Here is a 23,008-nt window from a genome sequence, read left to right on the forward strand (position 1 = left end):
CGGACCGTGGAGTTCTCCGTGCTGGGACCCGCCGAGGTGCGTGACGGAATCGAGGACCTGACCCCCGCGGCGGCCATGCCGCGCCGTGTGCTCGCCACCCTGCTGCTCAACGCCGGCCGGGTCGTCTCGCACGCCACGCTCATCGAGGAACTCTGGGACGAGGAGCCGCCGCGACTGGCCCGGAAGACCATCCAGACCTACCTCTACCAGCTGCGCAAGGCCCTGGCCTCGGGCCCCTCGGGCTCACCGGGCGAGGGACGGCAGTGGCTGGAGACCCGCCCGAACGGGTACCGGCTCCTGCTCCAGCCCGGCGAGCTCGATCTGCACGTCTTCCAGCAGCGCGTCGCCCTCGGCCGCTCCGCACTCGCGGACGGCGACCACGCCAGGGCCGCCCAGCTGCTGCGCGAGGCGCTCGGCCTGTGGCGCGGCGACGCGCTCGACGACGTACCGCACGGCCCCGTGCTCGCCGCCGAAGTGGCCCGGCTGGAGGAGACCCGGCTGGCCACCCTGCAGCAGCGGATCGAGGCGGACCTGCGCCTCGGTCTGCACCGCGAACTCGTGGGCGAACTGCAGACGTTGACGCGCCGGCACCCGCTGCGGGAGGAGTTCTCGGCGCAGCTGCTGCTCGCCGCGTACCGCTCCGGGCTGCGCGAGGAGGCGCTCAGCTGCTACGCGCGGCTGCGCCGGGCCGTCGTGGAGCACACCGGACTCGAACCCTCCGAGCGGCTGCAACGGCTGCACAGCGCCGTACTCGCCGACGCCCCCGGTCTGAGCGCGCCGGAGCGGCCCGCCGCGCCCCGGCCGGGCTCCCGCCCGATCCGGCCGGCCGAGATTCCCGCCGGTATCGCCGAGATCGTCGGACGGGCGGCCGAGACGGAGGCACTGGAACGCCAACTGGCCCGCCCCGCCGCGCTCGTCCCGCTGGTCGGCGCCCCCGGCACCGGCAAGACCGCGCTCGCGGTGCACGTGGCGCACCGGGTGCGCGAGCGTTTCCCCGACGGGCAGCTCTTCCTCACCCTGCACGACGCCGAGGGCCGGCCGCTCGAACCGCTCGCGGCACTGCGCAGCATGCTGCGCACGATCGCGCCCGGTGAGCCGCCGGACTCGCTGGAGGAGGCCGCGCGGATGTTCCGCAGCTGGACGGCCGACCGCCGGGTGCTGGTCTTCCTCGACGACGCCGCCTCCGTCCAGCAGGTGCTCCAACTGCTGCCCAGCGGGCAGAAGTGCGCCACGATCGTGACCAGCCGGCGGCGGCTCGGCGGGCTGCCCGGCAGCGGCGGCGTCCGGCTCGGCCGGCTCACCGCGAAGGACGCGCTGGCCCTGCTCGGCTCGGTCGCGGGGCGCGAGCGGGTGGAGCGGGAGCGGGGCGCGTCGGCCGAACTGGTCACGTGGTGCGAGGGGTTGCCGCTGGCGGTGTGGGCCGCGGGTCAGCGGCTGGCCGCGCGCCCGGCGCTCGGGGTGGGCGAACTGGCCGCGCGGATGCGGGCGGAGCGGCAGCGGCTGGGCGAGCTGCAGGCGGGTGACGTGGACGTACGACAGCGGATCGGGGCCGCGGTGCGACGGCTCGGCGGGGCCGACGAGCGGGCGCTGCGGGCGCTGGCCGCGCTCGGCGACCGAGGGCTGGACCTCGGGGAGCTGGGCCGCGCGCTCGACCTCGCGCCGGAGCGGACGGAGGCGCTGGTCGAACGGTTCCTGGACGCCCATCTGATGCTGGACGGCGACACCGAGACGGGCTTTCGCATCCCGGCCCTGGTCAGGCTCGCCTGCCTCGGCCCGGCCGCGTCCGCGCCCGCCGCGACCTGCCCCCAGTCGACCACCCCGCCCCGCCCTCTCCCCGACCGCCGCCTCTCCCCCCGCTCCCGCCGGACCGTTCCCGCCGGGTCCCGTGCGCATTGCCGTACGGCGTCGTACTCGGTACGGGACTGAGGGGTACGGCGTACGGGACTGAGGGGTCGGCGTCGTACCGGGTACGGGGCCGTCCCGGTCCTCATCCGTCCGTCGGCACCACCCGTACCTCCAGCCCTGCCAGGAGTTTGTCGGCCAGCGGGCCCGCGTCCGACGGGTCGGGCGTGCCGACGACGAAGACGCCGTGGCGTTCGAGGTTGGAGGTGGTGGGGTGGAGCGTGGCGCCGGGGGCGACGGCGAGGTCGGCGGTGTGGACATCGGGGTGGGAGGCGATGTCGGACCAGCCGGTGACGGATGAGACCGTGCCGGAGGGGAGCGTGACGAAGCGTGCCGCCGCGCCACGCGTGGGCGCCTCGGGCAGGGTGACGGGGCGGCCCAGCAGGTCGTCGAACCAGGAGCCGTAGAGCTCCAGGCCGGGGTTGACCCACTCCGTCATCGCGTGGATCCAGTCGCCGCCCTGGCGCACATGCAACTCCCCGAGGACCACACCCTCCCCGGTCAGCCAGCACTCCACGTGGAACGGGCCGTGCCGCAGGCCCAGCGCGGTGAGCGCGCCGACGACCTCCACGGTGATCGCCTCCGTCACCTCGGGGCCGATCGGCGCCGGCATCGTATGGCCGCACTCCACGAAGGACACCGGCAGCACCTGCTTCGCGGTCACCGCGAGCACCCGCGGCCGCCCGCCGGCGATCAGCCCTTCGACGCTGAACTCGGGGCCGCCGACGAAGGTCTCCACCAGCGCGACGCCCTCCGCGTCGCAGGACTCCGAGAACGCCGCCGCCATCCGCCGCGGGTCCTCGACCTGCTGCACTCCCTCGCTGCTCGAACCGCTGCGCGGCTTGATGATCACGGTGCCGCCGACCTCGCGGTGGAAGTCCGCCGCCTCCCGAGCGCTCCGGCACAGCCGCAACTGCGGCTGACGGAAGCCCAGTTCGCGCAGGCGTTCGCGGCAGACGTCCTTCAGCCGCACCGTCCGTACCGCCTCGGGCGGATTGCCCGGCAGGCCGAGCGCGGCCGCGACCTCCGCGGCGGCGACGACCGCGTACTCACGGAAGGCCAGCACCGCGTCGATGCGGTGCCGTTCGGCGTAGGCGGTCGCCCAGGCCACGCAGGACTCGGCGTCGGTGAAGTCCAACTCGGCGATGTCGTCGGCCAGTTGGGTCAGCTCGGGGGCGGCGGCCAGGTTCTCCGGGAGGTCCGTCAGCACGATCCGGCTGCCCCGGGCGCGGAGTTGGGCCAGGGCCCGCGCGCAGATGTCGTGCACGTACCCGGTCGCCGCTCCGGCGGCCCCGCCAATGATCAGTGTCGTGGTCATGGTTCCTCATCACCTCGGTGTACGACGGCCCTTCACATCTGTCATCTTAGATGCTTAAGATGACATCGCCAAGACATCGAAGCCACTCAAGATGACTTGTTGAAAGTGACTTGCCCTCTCTTCCCGCCGTGACCGCCCTGCCGGCCCTGACTGCCCGAGGAGCGCCATGTCCGCCCGCAGCACCCACCAGACCGCCCTGATCATCGAGCCGAACTCCTCCGGGATCGGCCTGGTCGACGCCGCCCGCCGCCTGGGGCTCCGGCCGCACGTGTTCGACCGCAAGCCCGTGACCGAGCTGCCCGCACAGGTGCGCGCGGCCGTGCACTCCGGCTGGGCCGACTACACCCGCGTCGAGATCCGCGACCTGCCGACCGTGCTCCGGGCGAGCCGGGAGCTGGCCGCCCGCACCGACCTGGTCGCCGTGGTGCCGGGCTACGAGTACGCCGTGGACACCTGCGCCCACCTGGCCCGGGACCTCGGCCTGCCCGGCCTGGCCCCGGAGGTGGTCGGGGCGCTGCGCGACAAGAAGCAGATGAAGGAGGTGCTGGCCGCGGCCGGCGTCCTGGTGGCCCGCAACCACCTGGTCGGCACCGACGCGGACCCGGTCGCCGTACTGGCCGACGTGGGCACACCGGCCGTACTGAAGCCGGTCGACGGCTCCGGCAGCCAGTACGTGCGCCGCGTGGACGGCGCCGCCGAACTCGCCGACTACTTCGCCGAGGTGCGGGCCAACCCGATCGAGGACTACGGCAAGCTGCTCGGCCCGAGCCTGCTGGCCGAGAGCTACGTCCAGGGCCCCGAGTACAGCGTCGAGGGCTACGTCGAGAACACCGGCGACGGACCGCGCGTCCACGTCCTGGCCGTCACCGAGAAGCAGCTGGGGCCGGAACCGACGTTCGTGGAGGTCGGGCACGCGGTGGACGCGCCGGTCTCCCCCGCCGACCGGGCGCGACTGGCGGACACCGCGCGGCGGGCGGTCCGCGCCCTGGGCATCACGGTCGGCTGCTTCCATCTGGAAGCACGGCTGACCCCGTCCGGGCCCTACGTCATGGAGGTCGGCGCCCGGCTGGGCGGGGACCGGATCCCGTGGCTGGTCCAGGCGGTGTGGGGCGCGGACATGTGGGAGCTGGCGGTGCGCTCCTTCGCCGGTCTGCCCCAGCCGGCCCGGCCGGCGAACGAAGTGCCGCAGGGAGCGGCCGGGGTGCGCTTCTTCAGCGTCGAGGAGGAGGCCGTCTTCGAGGACCCGGACGGGCTGCTCTCCCGGCTGCTGAAGGTCGAGGGCTGCATCGAGGCCGAGGTCACGGCGGCGGCGGGCGCGGTTCTGCGGCCGGCCGTCGATCTGCACAGCCGGTTCGGGCACATCGCACTGGCCGCGCCGAGCCGGACGGAGCTGGAGCGGCGCATCGCGCAGGTCGACCGCTACGTCCGCGAGGCCGTACGCCCGGCAGTCCCCGCAGCGGCCGCCGTTCCCGCCTACATCGCCCTCCCCGACTACGCCGCCGCCGGCGCGCCCGTCACCATCACGGCCTGCGCGGTCTGAGCCGCCTGCCCCCGCAAGGAGAAGGACCACCATGAAGATCCTGATCGTCAACCGCTGGGACGACGACCACCAGAGCGACTACGCCTCGCGCATCGACCACGAGCGGCACCAGGTCAGCTACGTGACCGTGCCCAGGCATGTGCCGCGCATCCCCGCCGCAGCCGAGCACATCCAGGTGGTGCCGAACCTGGCCGACCCCGACCCGGTGATCGCCGCAGCCGAGGCCGCCCACCGGGCCTGCGGCCCCTTCGACAAGCTGCTGGCGCTCTCCGAGTTCGACCTGCTGACCGGCGCCACGATCCGCGAGCGGCTCGGCATACCCGGGCCGGGCACCGAGGACGTCCTGCTGTTCCGGGACAAGACCCGGATGAAGGCCAGGGTCGCCGAGGCCGGACTGCGCGTGCCCCGGTTCCGGGAGATCACCTCGGTCGCGGAGGCCGAGGCGTTCCGCGCGGAACTGGGCGGCCCGGTGGTGGTCAAGCCCCGCACCGGCGCGGCCAGCGTAGGCACCTTCGTGGTCCGGCCGGAGGAGGACCTGGCCGCCGTACTGCACGAGACGGATCTCGGCGACTACGAGATCGAGGAGTTCGTGCAGGGCCCGGTCTGGCACGTGGACGGCCTGATGGCGGACAACCGCATGATCTTCGGCCGGGCCTCGCGCTACATGGACACCTGCTACGGCTTCTCCCAGGGCCGCCCGCTCGGCTCCGTCGTCCGGACCGGCCCCGAGGCCGACGCGCTGCTCGCCTTCACCGAGGCCTGCCTGCGCGCCCTCGGACTGGACCGGGGAGCCTTCCACTTCGAGCTGATCCAGACCACGACCGGCCCGGTCTTCCTGGAGGTCGGGGCGCGGTTCGGCGGCGGCGAGATCCCCTGGGTCTTCCAGGACGTCTACGGCGTGGACCTGATCGGTGACTGGATCCGCCTGGAACTGGGCGAGCCGCCCACCACCCTCCCCCCGGCCGACCGGCCCGACACCGAGCACGGCGGCTTCCTCCTCGTCCCCGAACCGCGCGGCAAGCGACTCGTCTCCCGGCCCTCGATGGTCGGCGCGGTACCGGGCCTGTACACCGAGGAACTTCCCGCCCCCGGCCACGAGTTCGACGGCAAGGGCGGCTACCGCTTCATCCTCGGCCGCTTCCGCTACCGCGGCCCGAGCGCGGAGGCGGTCGAGCGGGCGATCCTGCGGACGCAGAGGGAGTACGACTGCGTACTGGAGGACCTCGACAGCGCGTACGACGGTCCGGGTGAGGTCGACGCGACGGGCACGGCCGTGGCCGTGGACGTGACGGACACGCCGGTGCCGGCGTCGGCCGGGGTGGGGTGACCGGCATGCTGACCGCGTACCGCCGGATCTTCTCCCGTCCCGGGGCCCTGGCCTTCAGCTCGGCGGGCCTGACGGCCCGTCTGGGCGTGGCCATGACCCGCTTCGCGATCGTCGCCATGCTGGCCCAACGGCCCAGCGCCTACGCCCTGGCCGGGGCGGTGACGGCCACCCAGGCCATCAGTTACGCCGTCGTCGGCCCGCGTCTGGCCCGCGCCGTGGACCGGCACGGGCAGCGGCGGGTGCTGCTGCCGGCCGCCGCGGCGGGCAGTGCCGCGCTGACCCTGCTCGCCCTCTGCTCCGCGCTGGGCGCGCCGAGTTGGACGCTGTTCGTGGCGGCGGCCGGGGCGGGTGTCATCCCGAATGCGGGGTCGATGGTCCGCGCCCGCTGGGCCGCGCTGCTCGGCGGCACGGAGGACCTGCACCCGGCCTACTCGCTGGAGTCGGTGGTGGACGAGGTCGTCTTCACCATCGGGCCCGTGCTCGCGATCGGCCTGGCCACCACCGTCGCCCCGCAGAGCGCGCTGTTCACGGCCGCCGCGCTGCTGCTGCTCGGCTGCTGGCTGCTGGCCCGGCAGACGGCGACGGAACCACCGCGTGCCCCGCGGGCCCACACCGAGCGCCGCGGCAGCGCACTGCGCTACCCCGGCATGCCGGCCCTCGTCCTCACCTTCCTGGCGATCGGCGCGATCTTCGCCTCCGTCGAGGTGGTCACCATGGCCTTCGCGGCGGACCTCGGCCACAGGGAACTGGCCAGCCCCGTGCTGGCGGTCTACGCGGTGGGCAGCGCGGTGGCGGGCCTGGTGTACGGCGGCCTGCGTCCGCCGGGCACGCTTCGGCAGCGGGTGGTGGTGGGAGCGGCGCTCATGACGCTGACCATGCTGCCGCTGCTGATGACGAACGGCCTGCCGGCCCTGGGCGTGGTGCTGTTCGTCGCTGGCGGCGCCTGCGCGCCGACCCTGGCGACCGCACTGGGCCTGATCGAGGCGACGGTGCCGCGCGAGCAGGTGACCGAGGGGATGACCTGGTCCAGCACCGGCCTGGGCTTCGGCATCGCGCTCGGCGCGGCCCTGGCCGGCCAGGTGGTTGCCACGGCGGGCCCCCGCACGGCCTTCGCCGTCCCCGTGGCCTTCGGCCTCCTGGGCGTCGCCGCGGTCGCCCTGGGCCTGCGCGGGGTGGACACCCGGAACGGCACCCGGACGACGAGCGAACAGTCCGGGGTGACGACGGCGACCGTACCGGCGGAGGTGTGAAGTCCTCGTTACGGGGGCGGAGTTGGAAAGCCGGGGCTGCCCGGCGGAGAGCACGGCGACCGACCACCACCCAAGGGACGCTCAAAGGGACGTCCACACAGACGTCCAGAGGGGCGTCCGGGTGAAGGGACGTTCAAGTGCCGGACAAGCCGGCCGCCCGGCCGTTACCGGCCCGGCCCACCCGTCTGTTCTGCTGGAGCGGCACGGGCCGACGACCTCCCGGACCACGCCCGAGCTTCTTCGCTGCCGACCGCAAACGAGGTGTGCTGCTCATGTTCGTACTGGTCGATCCCGTCTTCAGCGGCGCCGATCTGGCCCGCGCCTTCAAGGAACTGGGCGCCGACTGGATGCCCCTGTACACCGACGGCCCCGGGCGGGCGACGGGCGGCGGGGCGGCCGTGGCGGTCGAGCGGAAACCGGCGTCGGTGGTAGCCGCAAGCCGCTTCGGCACGGAGTACGCGGAGCGCCTGGCAGCGGAACTCGGCCTGCCGCAGCAGGATCCGCGGCAGGCCGTGGCACGCCGCAACCTGGCCCGGATGGGACAGACGCTACGGGCCGCCGGCATACCGACGGTGCAGGGGGCGTCGCTGACCACGGACACGGCCGCGGAGCCCGGACCGACCCTGCCCGCGGCCTGGGACACCTGGCCCGCCGTACTCCGGCCGGACTCCGCCGCGGACGCGGGCGTAGCCGTGGAGGTACAGGACGCCGAACGGGCCGGACACGCGCTCACGGCGCTGCGCGCGCTCGCCCCGACTGCGGCGCTCCTGCACATGTCCGCGGGGGACGGCACCTACCAGGTGCACACCGTCAGCTCGGCAGGACGGCACCTGGTCGCGGAGGTCCAGCGACACCACGAGACGGTCGCGGACGGCGTGATACGACGGCGGCACAGCGAGAGCCTGGCCGGGCTGAGCGAGCCGGAGCGGCGGTTCCTCACCGTCGTACCGGACTGCCTGGACGCGCTCGGCATCCGCGAGGGCGCCGCCGTGACGGAACTGCGGCTCGGCCCCGACGGACCCGAGGTGGTCCGGGTACGGTCCGGCCTCGACGGCCCGCGCGGCTCGGACGACCCCTACTTCGCCGCCTTCGGCTTCACCCGGGCCCACCTGCTGGCCGAGAGCCTGCTGCACCCGGACCGCTTCGAACAACGCCTGACGCGGAACTTCACCCGCCCCCGCGCCCTGATCCGAATCGACCTCCGCCCGCCGCAGGGCGCCTACGGCCGCCTGAGCGCGATCCCGGGCCTCAACCGCCTGCGCCGCCTGCCGGGTTTCCACAGCGTGACGTCCCTGCCGTCCTTCGGCACCCCCGCACCGACCGACGCGCTCTCCCCCCTCTCCTGGGGCGCGGCGTACTTCGTCCACGAGGACGAAAGCCTGCTGCGCAGCGCGGCCGCCGTGGTCCACGCCATGGAGGACACGGGCGACCTGTTCACCTTCTCCTCCTGATCACCCACCACACCGTCCCATCCGCTACCCTGTCAGGGACCGTCCCAGCGACGGTCCCCGCAAGGCCCGCCTTCGTAGCTCAGGGGATAGAGCACCGCTCTCCTAAAGCGGGTGTCGCAGGTTCGAATCCTGCCGGGGGCACAGAGAAACACCAGGTCAGGAGCCCTTCCGTCCAGCGGACGGGAGGGCTCCTGCGCTTGCAGCACACATATGGCACACATGCCGTGCGCGCGGATGGTGGGGAGCTGTGCAGGATGCCCGACAGGGATGAGCTGGCCAGGCGCCGGTACCAGAAGCTGGTCGACCGACTTGAATCGATGATGCGGGCGGCCCTGAAGCCGCAGTTCAAGGGCTACCGCGGGCAGCTGATCCTGAGCGGCGACGATCTTGCGGAGCTGGGCGACCTCAAGGATGTCCGGCACGCCGCTCGGGAAGCGGGACGCCGTCTCGGCTGGAAGACCACCACCCGTCTCGTCGGTGACCGTCTCTTCGTGCTGGACGAGCGGAAGGTACCTGAGGAGATCAAGCAGCTGGCCGGCGACGAGGCCGCTGCTGCAATCGACCGAGCCCGGCATGAGAGCCAGCGACCGCGCGGCTGACCTGATCCGAGGAAGACGCAAGGGGCCGCCTGTGACTGAGCGCGCTAGTTGGCCACTGTGTACTTCAGTTGGGCGCTGCGCGCTCAGTCCGATGCCCTTATGCCTGCTGCTTAAGGCGGGGTGATCAGAGGCGGCATGCCCAAGAAGCCGCGTTCGACCTCCTGGGGATGCCGGTGGGGGCACGCTATTTGCTGATCTTGGTGACCTGGCCAGCGCCGACGGTGCGGCCTCCTTCGCGGATGGTGAAGCGCAGACCCTCCTCCATCGCGACGGGCTGGATGAGACTGACCGTCATCGTGGCGTTGTCACCTGGCATGACCATCTCTGTGCCCTCCTGGAGGGTCACGACTCCGGTGACGTCGGTGGTGCGGAAGTAGAACTGCGGGCGGTAGTTGTTGAAAAAGGGGGTGTGCCGGCCGCCCTCGTCCTTGGACAGGATGTAGGCGGTGGCCTCGAACTCGGTGTGCGGGGTGACCGAGCCGGGCTTGATGATGCACTGGCCGCGTTCGACGTCCTCACGCTTGATGCCGCGCAGCAGCAGGCCGACGTTTTCACCGGCCTGGCCCTCGTCGAGCAGCTTGCGGAACATCTCGATGCCGGTGACCGTGGTGGTGGTCTTCTCGGTCTTGATGCCGATGATGTCGACGGTCTCGTTGACCTTCAGGACACCACGCTCGATGCGACCGGTGACGACCGTACCGCGACCGGTGATCGTGAAGACGTCCTCGATCGGCATCAGGAACGGCTGGTCGACGTCGCGCATCGGCTGCGGGACGTTCTCGTCCACGGCCTTCATCAGTTCGACGACGGTCTTGGTCCACTCCGGGTCACCCTCAAGCGCCTTGAGTGCGGAGACCTTGACGACGGGCAGATCATCGCCCGGGAACTCGTACTCGCTCAGGAGCTCACGGACTTCAAGCTCGACGAGCTCCATGATCTCCTCGTCGTCGACCATGTCGGCCTTGTTCAGGGCGACGACGATGTAGGGAACGCCGGACTGGCGGGCCAGGAGCACGTGCTCCTTGGTCTGCGGCATCGGGCCGTCGGTGGCGGCGACCACCAGGATCGCGCCGTCCATCTGGGCGGCACCGGTGATCATGTTCTTGATGTAGTCCGCGTGACCCGGGCAGTCGACGTGGGCGTAGTGACGGGCGGCGGTCTGGTACTCGACGTGCGCGATCGAGATGGTGATACCGCGCTGACGCTCCTCCGGCGCCTTGTCGATGTCCTCGAACGGCGTGAACGGGTTCAGGTCCGGGAACTCGTCGTGCAGCACCTTCGTGATCGCCGCCGTCAGCGTCGTCTTGCCGTGGTCGACGTGACCGATCGTGCCGATGTTCACGTGCGGCTTGGTCCGCTCGAACTTCGCCTTCGCCATGTGTCGTCTCCTCGCGCCTGGGCGGCGGTGCGCTGTTGCGAACCCGCCTGGCTCTTCTGTCCGATGGGCTGACGCACGAGTGCGGTACCGCTCAGCGCCGAACCACTCCATAGCCCACGACTGCCGGTAACCGCACTCGCACACTTGGTGATCATAGGGGTGCTCGCTGCAGGCGCACGCCGATGGCCCGACCCTCACCGTGCAAGATCACGCGGAAGGGGATCACCGAAGCCGCGGCATCCCGACTGGGCGTGCGAGCGGCCAACTGAAGTACACAGTGGCCAACTGGCGCGCTCAGTCATACCGCCACCGCGGCAGCACGGCGGGGCGGCCCCTTCGGCTACGGCTCCCCGGCACGGATCAGGCACACATCACGCGGCATCGCCCTCCAGGGCGGCCACTTCCTCAGCGGCCTCGCGAGCCTTCCGCTCCGCCTTCTCCAGCTTGGCCTTCGCCTTGGCCAGTTGCTTGGAGCGGCGCTTGTGCATCTTCTTGGACACCTCGTCCAGGCGGTCCGGGAAGAGGTGCCCGTACGTGTCCAGGGTCAGCGTCGCGGACTTGTGGCCCAGCATCGTCTGGACGACGTTGACGTCCGCGCCGCTGGCGATGGCCAGCGAGGCCGCCGTGTGTCGCAGCTTGTGCGGGGTGACCTTGAGGTGCCCCAGCCCGGCCTTCACGACCGCTGGCGCGAAGAACCGCTGACGGAAGTTACGGGCCCGCAGCGGTCCGCTTTGCGGGGCAGCGAAGAGCAACTCCTCATCTCCCCGCCCTTGGACGTGGGGCTTCAGCTCCTCGGCCAGGAACCGCGGGATCGGCACGGACCGACGCTCGTGGTTCTTGGGGGTGTCGAGGTAGAGCTTGCCGTTGTCCTCGGCGTACGCCTCGACGATGTGGGCCCGGCAGGCGTCCAGGTCGACGCGGCCCACCTTCAGCGCGGACGCCTCGCCCCAGCGCAGGCCGGTGTACGCCAGCAGCAAGATGAACACCCGGTAGGCGCCTGACGCGTTGGCCAGCGCGTCGACCTGCATGTCGTCGAGGTACACGTGGTCAGCCGGCGCCGCCTTCGGCAGGGGCACGCCGACAGCCGGGTTCACTGCCAGGCGGCGGGCCTTGACCGCGTAGCCGAGAACGCGGCTGAGGACCACGTACGCCTTGCGGACCGACCGGGGGCTGAGCTTCCTGCCTCCGGTCGCCTCGCCGGACAGCAGGTCCGCGAGCCACTCGGCAATGTCCTCGAACTGGATGCGGTCCAGCGGAGTGGTGCCCCACCTGGGGATCACGTGGACGTCGAGAACGCCGCGGTAGCGACAGCGGGTTGAGCGCTTGAGGTGGAGCTGCGCAGCCAGCCAGGACTCCGCCACCTCTGCGAACTTCACCCGCGCGGCTGCAGGATCGCGGTAGGAGCCGTCATTGAGACGGGACTCCATCCTCGTCCGCTCCGCCTCGGCGTCGACCTTGCGGGCGAAGGTCTTCATCTTCGGCTTGCCGTCGGGGTCGTACCAGCGCACGCGGTAGCGCCCCGGTGGCGTACGGCCCGCCCGCTTGGCTTCCGCCACGGCCCGTGCGTACGCCACGTGCCCTATGCGGTCCTCAATCCAGACCCGCGCCAACTAGCACCCCCTCCAGTCATCACGGGACACCGATGGGAGCGGCAGGAGCAGGGTTGTGGGAGGGACGCCGAGCGCAGTGGCGATGGCGACGAGGTCGTCGATGTCGCAGCGGCGGTGTGCGCGTTCGGTGCGGCTGAGGGCGGTGTTGGTCATCGGGCGGCCCAGTGCGGTGCAGTGGGCGGCGAGTTGGTGCTGGGTCAGGCGGCGCACGAGACGTAGGTGCTCGATGGCGCGGGCGGTGTGGAGGCCGGCGGGGCCTATTTCGACAGGTCGGGTTGCCATGACAGTTAGCTGTAACTTGCAGCCGGACGCCTTGGCAAGGGTTTACTCACAAACTCCGTAATAGTCGTTCGGCAGCGAAGTGGCATTCGTCTCGCCGAATTCCGGTACATCACGAGCCTTTTCGGCTGGGAGGGCGTGCTATGTTCCCTCCGCATCCTGGAGGTGGGCGATTTGAGCGGCTATCGGACGGGGTGTCCGGCGGCCTGGCCGCGTTACTCCTGACTGCTGGTAGCTGCCTCTGAACTGCGGGGGGGGCAGATTCCGACCCCCCGAGGGGTCACTTTCCGGCAGAAAATTTCAGGCACTGCGGGAGCGATTTCGGCAACCGGGGATCCGCCCTTACTGTCTTGCTCTCACCGGTCACGCCGAGAGAAGTAGTACAGGGTTTCTGAGTTAACTCTGGACTTTTCCCCGGGTGGTGTGGCTGTGTTGTCCAGGCCCGTTGTTCAAGACCGAAAAGGAGCCCTGTGCCGAAGACCTCTCCCCGTAGCACCGACGACCCTGACACCGCTGCGGCTGCCAAGCGCGGCCCGCTGGCCACCCCTACGGAGGTCGCCGCGTACCTCGGGGTGCCGGTGAAGACCCTCTACCAGTGGAAGTACCGGGGCATCGGCCCCAACGTGCACAAGGTCGGCCGCCACCTGCGCTACCGCTGGCACGAGGTGGACGCCTGGCTGAAGAGCCAGGCCACGTACGACCTCGCGGTCTGACCCCGGCCTTTCAGGGACAGCGAAACGGCTCTCGGCGAGCCACCGCCGAGAGCCGCACAGTCCCTGCCCCATCGCCCCTGAATGACCGATCCGATGGGCCGGGCCTTGCCCGTCCGGCCCACTAGGGAGGAACGCCTGTGGACGAACCTACGTCCTCCACCACCCCCACCACATCCCCGACGCCCACCTGGCCGCCCGTCGCCGCCCCCGGCCAGGCAGCCCCCGCAACGCCCGAACCCTCGCCCGCCGAGGACGCGAAGCCGCCCCAGGCTCCAGAGGGCGCCGCCCTGCTGGACGAGCTGCGGGACGCCATCGCCCGGTACGTGATCCTGCCCAGCAGCGAGGCGCTGACCGCCGTCACGCTGTGGGTCGCGGCCACGCACATCCAGCCCGCCCTCCAGCACGCGCCCCGTCTCGCGGTGGTCGGACCGGCGAAACGGTGTGGCAAGTCCCGCCTGCTGGATGTGATCACGGAGACCGTGCGCGAGCCGCTGATCACGGTCAACACCAGCCCGGCGGTCGTCTTCCGCGCCATCGGCGATGACCCGCCCACCCTGCTGGTGGACGAGGCCGACACCATCTTCGGCAGCATCAAGGCCGCCGAGAAGAACGAGGAGCTACGCGGCCTGCTCAACGCCGGCCACCAGCGCAACCGGCCCGCCCTGCGCATCTCCGGCCCCGAGCACAAGCCGCAGGCGTTCCCCACCTTCGCCATGGCAGCGCTCGCCGGCATCGGGGATCTACCGGACACGGTCATGGACCGGGCGGTGGTGATCCGCATGCAGCGCCGCAAGGACGGTGAGCGGGTCGAGCAGTTTCGCTCCCGCCGGGACATCCCCGCCCTGCACGGCCTGCGCGACCGGCTGACCGGCTGGCTGCGCCCCCTGATGGACACCGCAGCGGACCTGGTACCGCCGATGCCGGTGCAGGACCGGGCGGCAGACACCTGGGAACCGCTCGTCATCGTCGCGGAGCTGGCAGGCGGCGCCTGGCCCGAGCAGGCCCGCACCGCGTGTGCAGCCATGTGCGCGGCCGAGGCAGGCAAGGACGACGAGTCGAACCTGAAGACCCGCCTGCTGCAGGACATTCACCGCGCCTTCGCACGCTGTGGTGATCCCGACATCATGCGCACCCGGGACCTGCTGGACGAACTCCTCAAGGACCAGGAGGCGCCGTGGGCCGAGTACGGCACCGCCGGTCTGAGCCCACGCCACCTGGGCATCCTCCTGAAGGACTTCGACATCAAGGCCGCCACGCACCGCTTCGAGGGCGGTCGGCAGGCCAAGGGCTTCGCCCGCCTCCGCTTCACCGACGCCTGGGCGCGCTACTGCCCGGAGGAGCCGGCGCCCGAGGACGACGACGAGAGCACCACCCCCAGTCCGGGCCTGCACCCGTAAAGACTCGTCGCACTCGTCGCGTCGCAGGTCAGCCCCGCGACGAGTGTCGTCGCCGTGACGAGTCCACTCGTATCACGCCGACCTTCCGTACCTGCTCTGACCAGGCACGCGACGAGTGCGACGAGACCACACCACCTCCCACCAGCCTCACCCTGTGCCCATGGCACCCGCTCCCCGCCTGGAGTACCCCGCTTGCCTTCACGCACCACCCCCACCCCCGCGCCGATACTGACCGCAGCGATCCGCATCGGGGTCGCCCTGGTCGGCACGATCGGCTTCGCCCTCTCCTACGACGCTCTGCGGCAGATGGCCGTCGCCATCCACGTCCGCGGAATACTCACGTACGCCTTCCCCCTCGTGATCGACGGTTTCATCGCCATCGGCGTCGCCGCCCTGCTCATCCTGCGCACCGCACCCTGGCGGTCCCGGTTGTACGTCTGGGCACTCGTCGGCATCGCCACGATCACCAGCATCTGGGCCAACGCCCTGCACGCCGTCCGCCTCAACGAGCAGGCTCACACCACCGGGCTCCACCTGGACGACGTCACCGTCGGCGCCCTGTCAGCCATCGCCCCGCTGGCCCTGGCCGGAGCCGTCCACCTCGACCTCGTCATACGCCGCCACCCCGCACGCCACGTTCAAGAGGCCGCCGCCACAAAGAGCCACAACGCCCCCGTGCACGGCCACAGCCACACCGTGAGCGCCGCGCCGAATCCGCCATCCGAGGGCGACGCCGGTCTGCCGGAGCATGCAGAGATGCCCGATGTGGCCGGTCACCCTGGCGACGTGGTGCGGGACGCCGTCAATGTGCCGCAGGCCCAGAGACCACTCGCCACGGCAGAGAGCCACGAGCGCGACGGCATCTTCAACGAACTCCTCGCCCTCGCCCGCACGGCACCGCTGGGGCGCGGAGGCCGTGCTTCACGCCGCAACATCGAGACGGCGATCCGAGACGCTGGCTTCCCCATAGGCAAGGACCGCCTGACCCAGATCAAGGACCGGGTGCAGGCCGAACTCGACCAGGCCACCCGTCAGCGGCACGCCGAGCCCGACAAGGAACCCGCCGGCGCCCTCTGAGGATCCCAGCCGCGCCTATCACCCTGCGTACTCGGCTTCTCTCGCTCGTCCCCACGCTGCCCCGTACAGGGCCGAGCAGCACTTCGAATCGCATGGCCGTCGCGCCTGCAACACCACATGGAGAACCGCTCGATGTCCAACCTTCACACTGAACTCCCGGCTAGCCAGCAGGAGGTGACCACCACCGTCACCCAGCCAGCAAGGTATGCCGCTGGACCGTCCAAGGGCGGCCTCGACGGGGATGTCTCCGCCCCGGGGGTGGCGGAGGCGCTCGGGCACCGGGGGGCGCCCGAGGGGGGACAGCCCACCGGCACCGCTGCCGCCCAGCTGCCTCGTGCCGCCGAAGCTGCCGCCCTGCACCGCGTCGCCCGACGCCGTAAGCCCGACCCGAACGGCCAGCGCAAGCAGCGCGTCGACGCACGCTACAGCCTCGAGGAGAAGGCCAAGATCCTCGGCCAGGCCCGGAAACTGAACGTCAGCGGCGCCTACCTCGTCGGCGCTGCGGTCATGGCCTACATCGACGGTGACCTCACCCTGCCCGGCCAGCGCACCCCGCTCGACGACTACATCGACGAACTCAACGCCCTGCGCAGCCAGGTCGCAAAGATCGGCAACAACATCAACCAGATCGCCCGGAAACTCAACTCCGGCGGCCGTCCACACCCTGGGGACACCGCCGTCCTGGCCCAGGCCGAACGCACCCTTACCGCAGTCCGCGCAACCATCGGCGACATAGCGACAGCCGCGAACCAGGCCGTCTCGAAGAAGGCGGCCTGGTGATCGCGAAGATCGGCAGCGGCAAGGACACCGCCGGCCTGATCCGCTACCTGTTCGACACCAAGAAGGCCACAGACCACACCGACCCCCACCTCGTCGCCTCCTGGGACGGCTTCGCCCCCGACCCCGGCCGCGCCGACGACTTCGCCGCCACAAAGAAGCGCCTTGTGGCCGACCTCGACCTGCACGTCAAGCAGGCCCGACAGCACGGCCGCGCCCCAGAGAAGCACGTGTGGCACTGCTCCATCCGCGCCGCCACAACCGACCGCCACCTCAGCGACGAGGAGTGGGCCGACATCGCCCGCCGAGTCGTGGCAGCAACCGGCATCGCACCCGACGAAGACCCGGACGGCTGCCGCTGGGTCGCCGTACGCCACGCACCCGACCACATCCACATCGCCGCCACCAAGGTCCGCGGCGACCTGCGCACCGCACGCCACTGGAACGACTACCTCACCGCCGACCGCGAACTGGCAGCCGTCGAGAAGGAATACGGCCTGCAGCAGGTTGTGCGCGGGGATCGCACCGCCGCCAAGCGACCCACCCGAGCAGAGCAGGAGAAGGCCCGCCGCCACGGTCGGCAGAAAACCTCCCGCGAACAGCTGCGCACCACCGTCCGTCAACTGGTGTCCGTAGCCGCCAGCCCGGAGGAGTTCCTCCACCTGCTCGACGGGGTCGAGGGTGTCCGCGTCGACGTTCAGCGCTTCCCCTCCGGGGACGTACGCGGCTACAAGGTCGCCATCGAAGGCGACACCAACGCCGCAGGCCAGCCAATCTGGTTCTCCGGCTCCCAACTCGCCCCCGACCTGTCCTTCCCCAAGATCGCCGAACGCTTCACCGGCATCGACACCCCACCCGCCATCGGGGCGGGCAGCCGGCGCAGGCCGAACCCCTGGCACCAGGCCACCGCAGCGGCCGAACGCATCCCCGACCACCTCGACCGCAGCAACGACACGGTGGCCCAGGCGCACATCGCGGCCTTCGCCGAGGCCCTCGACGTCCTGCCGCTGATCGCCCCCGCCCACCAGCGAGCACAGCTTCAGCAGGCGGCCCTCGCGTTCGAACGCGCCTCCCGCTCCCGCATCCGCGCCCAGCAAGACCAGGCCCGCGCCCTGCGTAACGCGGTACGCGCGCTGCGCACCGCGCCGGTCACCGGCGACGGGAGCGGGCTGGCGATGTTCCTCGACATGGCCGTCCTGGTCGTCATCGCCGCCGCCCGCTGGCACCAGGCCCGCCGACACGACCAACAGGTCGCAGCCGCCCACCAGACCCTGATCCACCTCCAGGCTGCCTACGAGCATGCTGCGGCTCAGCCACTGGCCGCACTGGCCCAGCGCACGCCACCGGCCCGCACCATGGAACGCCACGTCCAGCATGTACGAGCCGTCCTGCCCGACCATGCCGATCAGGTCCTCGACGACCCCGCATGGCCGGCACTGGCCGCCGCTCTCACCCAAGCCGAGACCGCCGGCCACGACCCCCGCCAGCTCCTCCAGCACGCCGCCGACCAGCGCGCACTGGACGACGCCCGCTCCGCCGCGAGGACTCTCACCTGGCGCATCCAACGCCTCTCCCAAAGGCACGCACCCAGTGACCGAGCGCGAGCCGCCCAAGCTCGCACGGCCGCGATAGCGCAACCGGGGCAGCCTGCCGACCCTGCACTGAGCCGCTCCCACCAGCCCACTGCGGCTGCGGCACGTCCCCGACACCGCTGATCCGGGCGCAACCGCCTCGCTTCAGCGAGGCGGTGCGGCCGAGACCGAGACCTTCAGCTCTGCCGTTCCCTGGCGAGTTTGGCCAGCAGACCATCGACACTGCCGGTATGGACGATCACTTCCTCGTCCTCGGCCGGGATGTCGAACCGGGCGAAGAAGTCGTCGAGGGCCTCGGGGGTGACGGTGAGGGCGTTGGCGTCTTCGCGCTGGTTGCGCCCGGCGAGGCGCCGAAGCAGTTCCTCCCGGTCGGCGGGGAGGTAGACCACCACGGGGTGGCCGCCCCCTTCGCGGGCGGCCTGCTGCCAGGCGTCGCGCTCGGCGCGGCGCCACAGTCCGTGGTCCAGGACGATGTCGTGGCCGGCCTGGAGTTCCTTGATGAACCGCTGGCGGATCGTCTCGACCACGGGCCGTTCGCGCTCGAAGTAGGTGTGCTCGGGGTAGTCCACGCCGTAGCGGCCATGGAGGCGGTGTACTTCCTCGTCCACGGACAACCGGGTGAAACCGTGCGCTGCCAGCGCCTGAGCGACGGTGGTCTTCCCGGAGCCGGTCAGGCCGGCCAGGAGAACGGCGAGGGGCACGTGCTCATCCCTTCCGCAAGGAGCTGTCCGCGAACATGGGCCATTGTCGGTCAATCCTGGCCGCTGTAGGCGTACGGCCGCCAGGCGGTGACGATGGCACGGGCCTCGGCGTGCCAGTTCGCGGGCATCCGGGCCAAGCTCACGCGGCGGAAGGCGAACCGCGGGTCGCTGGTGTTGATGCCGCCGCCGTGCTCGCCGAGGTGGGCCAGCAGGCGGCGGGCTTCGGCGAGCCGGGCCGGGGAGGCGGTCTGCCAGGTCCCATCCGCCGAGTGTGTGGCCCTACGTTCGATGTCCTGCCGCACGCCGTCGCGCCACTTGAAGTGGTGCACTGCGCAGATGCGGTCCGGATCCGGGCGGTGACCGGGAGCCCGGTGGTTACCGGAGGCCACGGTGACGTCGTGGCGGGCCAGGACGATCTTGCGAGGATCGGCGTTCAGGAGCCTGTGGGTGAGGTGGCCGCCGAGGGGATAGGCGTGGTCAAGTCCGCCTTCCGGGCGCCAGCCGGTCAGGCGTCCACTCGCGGTAACCCGGTCGAGCATGAGCCCGCCCACCACACTGTGACCTGTCTTCTCTGCGTGCGCGATCACCTGGTGCAGCGGGCCGGGGTACTGGTGGAACTCGTCGGCGTCTGCGAGCAGGTGCCAGCCCGGTCCGGCTCGGTGACGCAGCGCGTCTCGCAGTTCGCTGTTGGTGTGTTCGTGCCAGGGACCGGTGCTGGTGTGGGCGGGGATGATGCCCGCCTCCCGGGCGGCAGCCTGGAGTTCGTGCCGACGGATGTCGGGGACGTGCTCGGGGAAGTGGAACGCGATCAGGAACCGCTCGATGCCCAGCTTGCGGTAGTGGCGGGCCCAGGCTGCCAGCAGCGGAGGCTCGATGGGGCCGATCACGGCGATCAGGGCGGGAGGCATGCTCAGCATCGGGACCCCTTCGTGTGCAGGGAGGCGAAGGTGCGGGTGAGGAGGTCGGCCTGTTCGGCGGCCGAGCGCATGCCCAGCAGGGCGGGCGCGTCGGTGCCGGGGGGTTCGGGCGGCTGACGGATGACGTCGTGCAGGGTGCCGACGAGGGCGTCCGGATCGCCGGTGGGGAAGGGAAGGGCCCACGGCTGCCCGCGCAGGCGGGCGGTGAGAGCCGGGTCGTGGTCGGAGAAGATCAGCGGGACGCCGAGGCGGGCGGCGTCCATCACCAGCCCTGATTCCTTGGCCACGCCGGGGCGCCGAGCGACCAGGACGGCGTCGGCGGCGCCGTAGATGAGCCGGAGCACGTTGTCCGTGACCGGGCCGGGAACGATGTGCAGCCGCAGGAAGGGCAGGTTCCGCCACCGCTGAAGGACCTGCTCGTCGAGGGGGTGGCCGGTGACCACCAGGTGCAGCGGTTCCTTCAGCCGGGCCAGGGCGGCGTCGATGGTGTCGATGTCCTTGTAGGGCCACCAGCCGCCGACCAGGCAGACCACTGCGTCAGGGGCAGGGATGTCGAACGCGGCCCGCCCGCCGTCGCGTTCGGCATCGGTCAGGCGGCGGCCGTCGTCGACCGCGAAGGCGGCCACCAGTGCGGGCAGGTGAGGGAAGGACGCGGCGAGCTGGTCGCCGACAGCTCTGGTCGGGGCCAGGGCGATCACCTCTTGCTCACGGTGACGGGCGAGTCGGCCCAGCCACCGCACGACGGTGTCCTCGGTGGTGACCAGTTCGTGGATGAACCGCAGGTGCGGCTGGCCGCCGAGCAGTGCGGCGGCTCCGTGCAGGGCCTCGCTAGCGGTCAGGATCACCACGGCGTCGGCGGCGGGCTGAAGACGGCGGGCACTGCGCAGGGCTGACGCCTCGGTCAGGCAGCGGGCGACCAGCGTGACCTGATGCGGCAACCGCCGCAGGACGCGGGGCCAGCGGCGATGACTGAAGATCCGCCGGCCGGCCGCGGACAGCCCGGTCGCCGCTCGCGCGGCGACCAGGAGCATGGCCGCCCCGCGTCCGGTCGGCGTGGTGACCAGCCGGGCACCGGTCTCGCGCAAGGAGGCCACCGCCTCGGCAGCGATCCCGTGCGGGGCGATGACCAGGCTGCCGGGCCTGGCCTGGGCCAGGGCCGCCAGCGTGCGCTGAGGGTGGCCGCCCAGGCGGTGAGCATGGGGCTCGATGAGGACGAGCGGGCCGGTCATCCGGAAACCACCTGGTCGCCGTGAGCGGTGGTGAATCGCTCACGCAGCCACGCGGGTTCGTTGAGGTGGTCGAACTGCGTCGAGTCGCGGGCGGCCTCGCGGGCGAAGGCGACGCCTTCACGGGCCCCGGCGGCGGCGTAGTCGGCGAACTCACCGTCGCGGCTGGTCGTCCATGCCTCTACTCGCTGGCGCGCGTCGTCGTCCGGCATGCCGTACTCGCTGCCTCGGGCGAGCATCGCGCACTCGCGGAAACCTGCCTTCCAGGCGTGAAAGGGGCTCTGGTTGAACCGCGTGATGCCCGCCCTCTGCTGGGCGAATTCGATCCGGCCGGGAAGCGCGGCCAGCACGTCCACGGCCTCGCCCATCGCGCGCAGGGCACTTCGGCGGATCAGCTTCAGCCCGCCGTAGCCGTACGACAGGCCGTTGACCGGGTTGACCGCCTGCCAGACCCGCATGGACGCCCCCTCCTCCAGCGGCTCGACGCCTGAGGCGTCGAAGCCGTTGTCGATGGCGAAGTCGCCGTCGGCGAGGAAGAACTGCTCACGATCGACCAGCTCTGCGCACAGCCGGTAGGCCCGGCGCATCCCGTGCACACCGTGCAGGCGCTTGACCGTGCCACCCAGCGTCCGCTGCAGCCGGGCGTGCAAGGAGCTGGCCATCGGCTCGTCGTACGACAGGAAGACGGCGTCGAACAAGCTCATGCGACGGCCTCCAGGTAGCGGGCGGCAACCAAGGCGGGAGTGAACTCGGAGGTGGAGGCGTGGGCGCGTTTGGCGTGTACGGCGTGGAACTCGTCGTCCGTCACGAGACGTTCGGCCAGGGCCACGGCCTCCTCGGTGGTGGTGAAGCACAGCTCGGGGTCGATGTGCTCGGCGAGCCAGCCCAGTCGGGGCGAGATCACGGGCAGGCCCATGCCCTGGCAGTCGATCACGCTCATCGACCACGGGCAGCCGGGCCGGAACGGGGCGATGCCAAAGCGGGCGCCAGCCAGCAGACTCCGGTAGCGGACGCGGTCGCCCCGGTCGGAGACGACCTGGACGTGCGGCAGTGCGGCGAGCTGGTCACGCATCTTCTCGGGGCTGTCGTCCAGGCCGACGCGCTCAGTGCGGCGCTGTCCGAACAGGTCCATCACGCGCAGCCTCACCGCCCCGGAGGCCGCCAGCTCGCGGGCCAGGGCGACGAACTGCTCGGTGCCGTAGTGCGCGTACAGGCGGTGGTTGTAGATGCCGATCGCCCCGCCGGTGCAACCGGACCGGGCGGTGGCGGGGTCACGGACCAGGCGCTCGTCCCTGGGCGCAGGCACCACCCGCAGCTTCTCGCCCAAGTCCACCGTCATCCGAGCGGCGGCGGCCGACGCCCAGGAGGCTGCCGTCGAGGAGTGGACCAGTACCCGGTCGCAGGCAGCCAGGCCGGCGGCGAACGCCAGCAGCACCGGCCTGCCCAGACCAGCATCGCTCAGGGACGGGTCGAGCAGGAGCTGGCCACCGTTGTTGAAGGAGAACGGCAGGTAGTGGCAGTACCCGGCCAGCAGGGCATCGGACCGGGCCTCCAGCAGGGCGGTGCGGATGGCCGGTGCCTCCTCGATCTGGTTGGCCACCACCACATCCGGCCGCTCGGTCCGAATGAGCGCGACCAGTTCGTCGATGTCCGCCGAGAACCGGGCCCGGTACTTCGTCCCCGGCACCTTGGTCTGGTGGAAGCCGCAGCGGTCGTCCCCGGCCGGAGCCGGGGCGGCCACGGTCACCTCCGCTCCAGCGTCCGCCATCGCCGGTGCCAGGAGGTCGGCGAAGATCCACCCGGAATCCGCCGAGAGCCGGTCAGGGTTGGAGATGTTCAGCAGGTACAGCACGCGCATGGAGCGTCGCCTCCCTCATCTGCCCGGACGGGTCGATCCGGGTCGGTGAGGGAAGGAAATCGGCGACGTGAGCCGTGACGGGATGATGAACTGGGA

General features: G+C 71.3%; 20 protein-coding genes and 1 tRNA gene. 12 read left to right on the forward strand and 9 right to left on the reverse strand.

Annotated features, from left to right (window positions below; all coding sequences use genetic code 11):
- Nucleotides 1–6 precede the first annotated feature (6 nt).
- Complete coding sequence (locus AV521_RS23505; RefSeq protein WP_076090468.1) at nt 7–1,926, forward strand: AfsR/SARP family transcriptional regulator; 1,920 nt, start codon at nt 7–9, stop codon at nt 1,924–1,926.
- Between the two features lie 61 nt (nt 1,927–1,987).
- On the opposite strand, the gene AV521_RS23510 is transcribed toward AV521_RS23505, so the two are convergent.
- On the reverse strand, nt 1,988–3,220 hold the full coding sequence (locus AV521_RS23510; RefSeq protein ID WP_076090470.1) for an ATP-grasp domain-containing protein: 1,233 nt from the start codon (nt 3,218–3,220) through the stop codon (nt 1,988–1,990).
- A 166-nt stretch (nt 3,221–3,386) separates the two neighbouring features.
- Between AV521_RS23510 and AV521_RS52290 the strand changes: the two genes are divergently transcribed.
- The 6 genes from AV521_RS52290 to AV521_RS23540 all read left to right on the forward strand — a co-directional run bounded on the left by AV521_RS52290 (nt 3,387) and on the right by AV521_RS23540 (nt 9,387).
- Nucleotides 3,387–4,760 (forward strand): acetyl-CoA carboxylase biotin carboxylase subunit family protein, encoded by a 1,374-nt coding sequence (locus AV521_RS52290; RefSeq protein WP_076090472.1) that lies wholly within the window; start codon nt 3,387–3,389, stop codon nt 4,758–4,760.
- 31 nt (nt 4,761–4,791) lie between these two features.
- The gene (locus tag AV521_RS23520; RefSeq protein ID WP_076090474.1) at nt 4,792–6,087 is read left to right on the forward strand and encodes an acetyl-CoA carboxylase biotin carboxylase subunit family protein; all 1,296 of its coding nucleotides are present in this window, start codon (nt 4,792–4,794) and stop codon (nt 6,085–6,087) included.
- Nucleotides 6,088–6,092: 5 nt separating this feature from the next.
- Nucleotides 6,093–7,337, forward strand: a complete 1,245-nt coding sequence (locus AV521_RS23525; protein ID WP_076090559.1) for an MFS transporter — start codon at nt 6,093–6,095, stop codon at nt 7,335–7,337.
- Between the two features lie 272 nt (nt 7,338–7,609).
- Nucleotides 7,610–8,788, forward strand: a complete 1,179-nt coding sequence (locus AV521_RS23530) for a hypothetical protein (protein ID WP_143658639.1) — start codon at nt 7,610–7,612, stop codon at nt 8,786–8,788.
- Between the two features lie 68 nt (nt 8,789–8,856).
- Nucleotides 8,857–8,929: transfer RNA gene (locus AV521_RS23535), tRNA-Arg, on the forward strand.
- A gap of 113 nt (nt 8,930–9,042) precedes the next feature.
- A complete protein-coding gene (locus tag AV521_RS23540) occupies nt 9,043–9,387 on the forward strand; it encodes a hypothetical protein (RefSeq protein ID WP_076090478.1) in 345 nt (114 codons plus the stop codon).
- A gap of 184 nt (nt 9,388–9,571) precedes the next feature.
- Here AV521_RS23540 and tuf read toward each other — a convergent pair whose 3' ends face one another.
- The 3 genes from tuf to AV521_RS23555 all read right to left on the reverse strand — a co-directional run bounded on the left by tuf (nt 9,572) and on the right by AV521_RS23555 (nt 12,657).
- Nucleotides 9,572–10,765 carry an elongation factor Tu gene (tuf, locus tag AV521_RS23545; RefSeq protein WP_076090479.1) on the reverse strand — a complete coding sequence of 398 codons (1,194 nt, stop codon included), beginning with the start codon at nt 10,763–10,765 and terminating at the stop codon, nt 9,572–9,574.
- A 371-nt stretch (nt 10,766–11,136) separates the two neighbouring features.
- Nucleotides 11,137–12,321, reverse strand: coding sequence for a site-specific integrase (locus AV521_RS23550; RefSeq protein WP_256725656.1), 1,185 nt, complete (start codon nt 12,319–12,321; stop codon nt 11,137–11,139).
- Between the two features lie 54 nt (nt 12,322–12,375).
- Nucleotides 12,376–12,657: a helix-turn-helix domain-containing protein gene (locus AV521_RS23555; RefSeq protein WP_076090480.1), complete on the reverse strand. Its 282-nt coding sequence runs from the start codon at nt 12,655–12,657 to the stop codon at nt 12,376–12,378.
- A 467-nt stretch (nt 12,658–13,124) separates the two neighbouring features.
- Here AV521_RS23555 and AV521_RS23560 point away from each other — a divergent pair, with 467 nt between their 5' ends.
- The 5 genes from AV521_RS23560 to AV521_RS23580 all read left to right on the forward strand — a co-directional run bounded on the left by AV521_RS23560 (nt 13,125) and on the right by AV521_RS23580 (nt 18,333).
- Complete coding sequence (locus tag AV521_RS23560; RefSeq protein WP_179023334.1) at nt 13,125–13,367, forward strand: AlpA family transcriptional regulator; 243 nt, start codon at nt 13,125–13,127, stop codon at nt 13,365–13,367.
- Between the two features lie 137 nt (nt 13,368–13,504).
- A complete protein-coding gene (locus tag AV521_RS23565) occupies nt 13,505–14,764 on the forward strand; it encodes a DUF3631 domain-containing protein (protein WP_076090481.1) in 1,260 nt (419 codons plus the stop codon).
- Nucleotides 14,765–14,956: 192 nt separating this feature from the next.
- Nucleotides 14,957–15,841: a DUF2637 domain-containing protein gene (locus AV521_RS23570; RefSeq protein WP_076090482.1), complete on the forward strand. Its 885-nt coding sequence runs from the start codon at nt 14,957–14,959 to the stop codon at nt 15,839–15,841.
- Between the two features lie 132 nt (nt 15,842–15,973).
- Nucleotides 15,974–16,621, forward strand: a complete 648-nt coding sequence (gene mobC / locus AV521_RS23575) for a plasmid mobilization relaxosome protein MobC (protein ID WP_076090483.1) — start codon at nt 15,974–15,976, stop codon at nt 16,619–16,621.
- Nucleotides 16,618–18,333 carry a relaxase/mobilization nuclease domain-containing protein gene (locus AV521_RS23580; RefSeq protein ID WP_076090484.1) on the forward strand — a complete coding sequence of 572 codons (1,716 nt, stop codon included), beginning with the start codon at nt 16,618–16,620 and terminating at the stop codon, nt 18,331–18,333. Before mobC ends, AV521_RS23580 begins: the two co-directional genes overlap by 4 nt.
- Nucleotides 18,334–18,386: 53 nt before the next feature.
- Here the strand turns inward: AV521_RS23580 and AV521_RS23585 are convergent, their stop codons facing one another.
- Genes AV521_RS23585 through AV521_RS23605 form a run of 5 tightly spaced genes read right to left on the reverse strand, consistent with a single transcriptional unit; the run spans nt 18,387 to nt 22,912 of the window.
- The gene (locus AV521_RS23585; RefSeq protein ID WP_076090485.1) at nt 18,387–18,911 is read right to left on the reverse strand and encodes an ATP-binding protein; all 525 of its coding nucleotides are present in this window, start codon (nt 18,909–18,911) and stop codon (nt 18,387–18,389) included.
- Nucleotides 18,912–18,961: 50 nt separating this feature from the next.
- Entirely contained in the window at nt 18,962–19,828 is an 867-nt protein-coding gene (locus AV521_RS23590; protein ID WP_076090486.1) for a glycosyltransferase family 2 protein, read from the reverse strand.
- Nucleotides 19,822–21,057, reverse strand: a complete 1,236-nt coding sequence (locus tag AV521_RS23595) for a glycosyltransferase family 1 protein (protein ID WP_076090488.1) — start codon at nt 21,055–21,057, stop codon at nt 19,822–19,824. The genes AV521_RS23590 and AV521_RS23595 overlap by 7 nt, the downstream gene beginning before the upstream one ends.
- On the reverse strand, nt 21,054–21,758 hold the full coding sequence (locus AV521_RS23600) for a hypothetical protein (RefSeq protein ID WP_076090490.1): 705 nt from the start codon (nt 21,756–21,758) through the stop codon (nt 21,054–21,056). Before AV521_RS23600 ends, AV521_RS23595 begins: the two co-directional genes overlap by 4 nt.
- Entirely contained in the window at nt 21,755–22,912 is a 1,158-nt protein-coding gene (locus AV521_RS23605; protein ID WP_076090492.1) for a glycosyltransferase, read from the reverse strand. The genes AV521_RS23600 and AV521_RS23605 overlap by 4 nt, the downstream gene beginning before the upstream one ends.
- Nucleotides 22,913–23,008 lie beyond the last annotated feature (96 nt).

Origin of the sequence: Streptomyces sp. IMTB 2501 (assembly GCF_001953885.1) — a bacterium.
Lineage (GTDB): Bacteria > Actinomycetota > Actinomycetes > Streptomycetales > Streptomycetaceae > Streptomyces.

Coding starts and splice junctions, on each gene's coding strand:
- AV521_RS23510 (WP_076090470.1), bottom strand. CDS start 3,220: ATGACCACGACACTGATCATTGGCGGGGCCGCCGGAGCGGCGACCGGG.
- AV521_RS52290 (WP_076090472.1), top strand. CDS start 3,387: ATGTCCGCCCGCAGCACCCACCAGACCGCCCTGATCATCGAGCCGAAC.
- AV521_RS23520 (WP_076090474.1), top strand. CDS start 4,792: ATGAAGATCCTGATCGTCAACCGCTGGGACGACGACCACCAGAGCGAC.
- AV521_RS23525 (WP_076090559.1), top strand. CDS start 6,093: ATGCTGACCGCGTACCGCCGGATCTTCTCCCGTCCCGGGGCCCTGGCC.
- AV521_RS23530 (WP_143658639.1), top strand. CDS start 7,610: ATGTTCGTACTGGTCGATCCCGTCTTCAGCGGCGCCGATCTGGCCCGC.
- AV521_RS23540 (WP_076090478.1), top strand. CDS start 9,043: ATGCCCGACAGGGATGAGCTGGCCAGGCGCCGGTACCAGAAGCTGGTC.
- tuf (WP_076090479.1), bottom strand. CDS start 10,765: ATGGCGAAGGCGAAGTTCGAGCGGACCAAGCCGCACGTGAACATCGGC.
- AV521_RS23555 (WP_076090480.1), bottom strand. CDS start 12,657: ATGGCAACCCGACCTGTCGAAATAGGCCCCGCCGGCCTCCACACCGCC.
- mobC (WP_076090483.1), top strand. CDS start 15,974: ATGTCCAACCTTCACACTGAACTCCCGGCTAGCCAGCAGGAGGTGACC.
- AV521_RS23590 (WP_076090486.1), bottom strand. CDS start 19,828: ATGCTGAGCATGCCTCCCGCCCTGATCGCCGTGATCGGCCCCATCGAG.
- AV521_RS23595 (WP_076090488.1), bottom strand. CDS start 21,057: ATGACCGGCCCGCTCGTCCTCATCGAGCCCCATGCTCACCGCCTGGGC.
- AV521_RS23600 (WP_076090490.1), bottom strand. CDS start 21,758: ATGAGCTTGTTCGACGCCGTCTTCCTGTCGTACGACGAGCCGATGGCC.
- AV521_RS23605 (WP_076090492.1), bottom strand. CDS start 22,912: ATGCGCGTGCTGTACCTGCTGAACATCTCCAACCCTGACCGGCTCTCG.